General features: G+C 67.8%; 4 protein-coding genes. 1 reads left to right on the top strand and 3 read right to left on the bottom strand.

Annotated elements, in window-relative coordinates; genetic code table 11:
- Positions 1-149 precede the first annotated feature (149 nt).
- The gene (locus PKH97_RS15590) at positions 150-446 is read left to right on the top strand and encodes a hypothetical protein (protein WP_324388521.1); all 297 of its coding nucleotides are present in this window, start codon (positions 150-152) and stop codon (positions 444-446) included.
- A 39-nt stretch (positions 447-485) separates the two neighbouring features.
- Here the strand turns inward: PKH97_RS15590 and menB are convergent, their stop codons facing one another.
- The 3 genes from menB to PKH97_RS15575 all read right to left on the bottom strand — a co-directional run bounded on the left by menB (position 486) and on the right by PKH97_RS15575 (position 2,634).
- On the bottom strand, positions 486-1,328 hold the full coding sequence (gene menB, locus PKH97_RS15585; RefSeq protein ID WP_324388519.1) for a 1,4-dihydroxy-2-naphthoyl-CoA synthase: 843 nt from the start codon (positions 1,326-1,328) through the stop codon (positions 486-488).
- Positions 1,329-1,393: 65 nt separating this feature from the next.
- On the bottom strand, positions 1,394-2,080 hold the full coding sequence (locus PKH97_RS15580; protein WP_324388518.1) for an anti-sigma factor: 687 nt from the start codon (positions 2,078-2,080) through the stop codon (positions 1,394-1,396).
- Positions 2,077-2,634 carry a sigma-70 family RNA polymerase sigma factor gene (locus PKH97_RS15575; protein WP_324388517.1) on the bottom strand — a complete coding sequence of 186 codons (558 nt, stop codon included), beginning with the start codon at positions 2,632-2,634 and terminating at the stop codon, positions 2,077-2,079. Before PKH97_RS15575 ends, PKH97_RS15580 begins: the two co-directional genes overlap by 4 nt.
- Positions 2,635-2,873 lie beyond the last annotated feature (239 nt).

Here is a 2,873-nt window from a genome sequence, read left to right as displayed (position 1 = left end):
GGAGGGACCCGCCGAGGCGCGCCCGCCGGCATACGCCCGCGCCTGAACCTCTCACGGCGCGCGGCGCCGGGCGGGCACTGCGCGGGTGACGGCACGTCATAGGGCTCGGGATCTGTCCTGGTGAAAGGACCATCCACACGGGAGGAGCCATGTCAGCCACTCTGCGCATTCACCGAGGGTTGTGCTGCAAGGAGCGCGTCCTGACGATCGGCGGCCGGGCGGTCGGCACCTTGGCAGAGGAGGTGAACGACTTCGACATCACCCCTGGGGATCATGTGCTGAGCCTCAACCTCGGGATCTACCACAGCGTCCCGACCCATGTGCGCGTCACAGACGGCACGGTCGTGGAGTTCAAGGCGGTCGAGAATCCCGATGCCCTGCTGCCGATCCTGCAGGGCGGCTTCATCAAGCTCGAGCGCATCCCGCCCGTCCGCGCCGACGCCTGACCGAGCCGGTATGCCGCTCGCCGGCCGCGGCGCGGGACATCAGGGCCGCTTGGCGAACTTCTCGAACTCGGGGCGCCGCTTGGCCTTGAAGGCCTCGCGGCCTTCGGCGGCCTCCTCGGTGCTGTAGAAGAGCAGATTCGCGTCGTGGGCCAGTTGCTGGATGCCGGAGAGCCCGTCCTCGGCCGCGTTGAAGGAGGCCTTCATCAGGCGCAGGGCGAAGGGCGACATCGTCAGCATCCGCTGCGCCCAGGCGACCGTCGCGGTTTCGAGGTCAGCCAGGGGCACGACCTTGTTGACCATGCCCATTTCGCGGGCCTCGTCTGCGGAGTACTGCTCGCACAGGAACCAGATCTCCTTGGCCTTCTTCACGCCGATCATCTGGGCGAGCAGACCGGCGCCGAAGCCGCCGTCGAAGGAGCCGACCTTGGGCCCGACCTGGCCGAACTTGGCATTGTCGGCGGCGATGGTCAGGTCGCACACCAGGTGCAACACGTGCCCGCCGCCGATGGCGTAGCCGGCGACCATGGCGATGATCGGCTTGGGCAGGCGGCGCATCTGGATGTGCAGATCGGTGACGTGGAAGCGCCCGACGGCGCCCGCCTTGCCCGGCTCGGTCAGGTAGCCGGAGTCGCCGCGCACCCGCTGGTCCCCACCCGAGCAGAAGGCCTTGGTGCCCTCGCCGGTCAGGATGATCACGCCCACCTCGGTGTCCTCGCGCGCCCGGTCCAGCGCGTCAGAGATCTCGATCAGCGTCTGCGGGCGGAAGGCATTGTGGACCTCGGGCCGGTTTATGGTGATCTTGGCGATGCCGTCGCCGGACAACTCGTAGCGGATGTCCTCATAGGTGGCGGCAGGGGTCCACGTGGTGGGGGTTTCAGGCATACCGGCCACGATAACCGTCCGATCAAGTCGTCCCGGCACGCGCTCGCGAGCCCGATCGCTGCGGACTAGATCGCCAGCGTCCCCCGCACGATGCTGTCTCCGGAGTGCGCGGGCTGGTCGTCCAGTGGTTCACGGGAGATGTCGACGATGACATAACCCTCGTCGAGCAAGGACTGCGGCACGGGATAGCTCCGGTTCGACGTGCCCTGGGGCAGCACGCCCAGAGAGACCATGCGCTCCAGGTCGCGGTTGATGAGCCAGACCTCCAAGTACCCACCCGGGTCTGGGTCTGACGAGACCATGATCCGCACCTCGAGCTGACCGCGGACCCGCTCGACTTCGGCAACCCCCCGGGTGGCTCCGGTGTCCAGCGTGGCGAGGTTCGCGCTCGCCACCACCTCCGCATCAGGGGCTCGCCACTGGTTCACGGCGGCTATCGCACCGACACCGACAAGCGCGCCTAGCGTGGTCGCGACCGCCAGGCTGCCGAGCGAGAAGCGACGGGCGGATCGTCCAGGAGGCGCAGGAGCAGCCGCCGGTGCCTCGCTCGAGGTAGCGGCGACGATGGCATTCCAAACCTGGGGGCCCGGCGCGTGCAGACCCTCGCCCTCGGCGACGGCCGCGAGGGTCCGACGCAACGCGGCGAGATCGCGGCCGCACTCATCGCACCCGTCGACGTGGCTGGACGACACATCATCGACCGGCTGCCCCAGCGCCAGATCGGCAAGGACGTCATCTCCGGGATGGCTCACGATGTCACCTCCTCCAGGTCCTTGCGCAGTTGGAGCAAGCCTCGTCGGATATGGCTCTTCACCGTGCCGAGCGGAAGGTCGAGCCGTTCCGCTACCGCTTCGTGAGTATGCCCATCGATCACCACCAGGCGGATGATCGTTGCGCGCGGGTCCCCCAAAGCGTCCAGCGCGTGTGCCACCACGATCCGGTCGGTGACATCATCGCTCACGGCCGAGCCGACGCCCGCCAGCGATTCCACTTCCACGGCTGCGGACCGGCCTTGGCGCGTTCGGACCGCGAGCGCATCGGCGCAACGCCGCCGCGCAATCGTGACGAGCCAGCCACCCAGCGATCCAGTGCCCTCTCGTAACGTATGCCGGCTCCTCCAGGCCGACACGAACACCTGCTGGGTGACGTCCTGCGCATCGTGATAGTTGCCGAGGTAGCGCAGGGCCAATGAGTGCACGAGGCGTCCCCAGCGCGCGTATGCCGCTGCCAGCGCTGACGGGTCGCCCTCGCGGAATCTGGAGACCAGCTCAGCCTCCGACTCTTCGCAGTCCTGGTCTGGCGGCATGTCGGCAACCCTAGGGTCAACAGTGGCCCGGAGCCGCGTGGACGAAGCTCCGGGCCGGTGATGAGGGCTTAGAGGTTCCAGGGCCGCAGGACGGCAGTGACGCCGTGGGCGATTTGTCGATTGCCCTTATTGACATCAGTCGCGTGCGGGTTGACGAAGGCATTGACCGCATTGGGGTCCTTGTCCCGCAACTCGATGATCGGCACGGCGCGGTTGTACACCCGCACACCGATCGTGGC

Origin of the sequence: Nostocoides sp. (genome assembly GCF_035343835.1) — a bacterium.
GTDB classification, from domain to species: domain Bacteria; phylum Actinomycetota; class Actinomycetes; order Actinomycetales; family Dermatophilaceae; genus Nostocoides_A; species Nostocoides_A vanveenii.
Note: the sequence above shows the minus strand (reverse complement) of the source record. Positions and strands in the feature narration are given on the sequence as shown.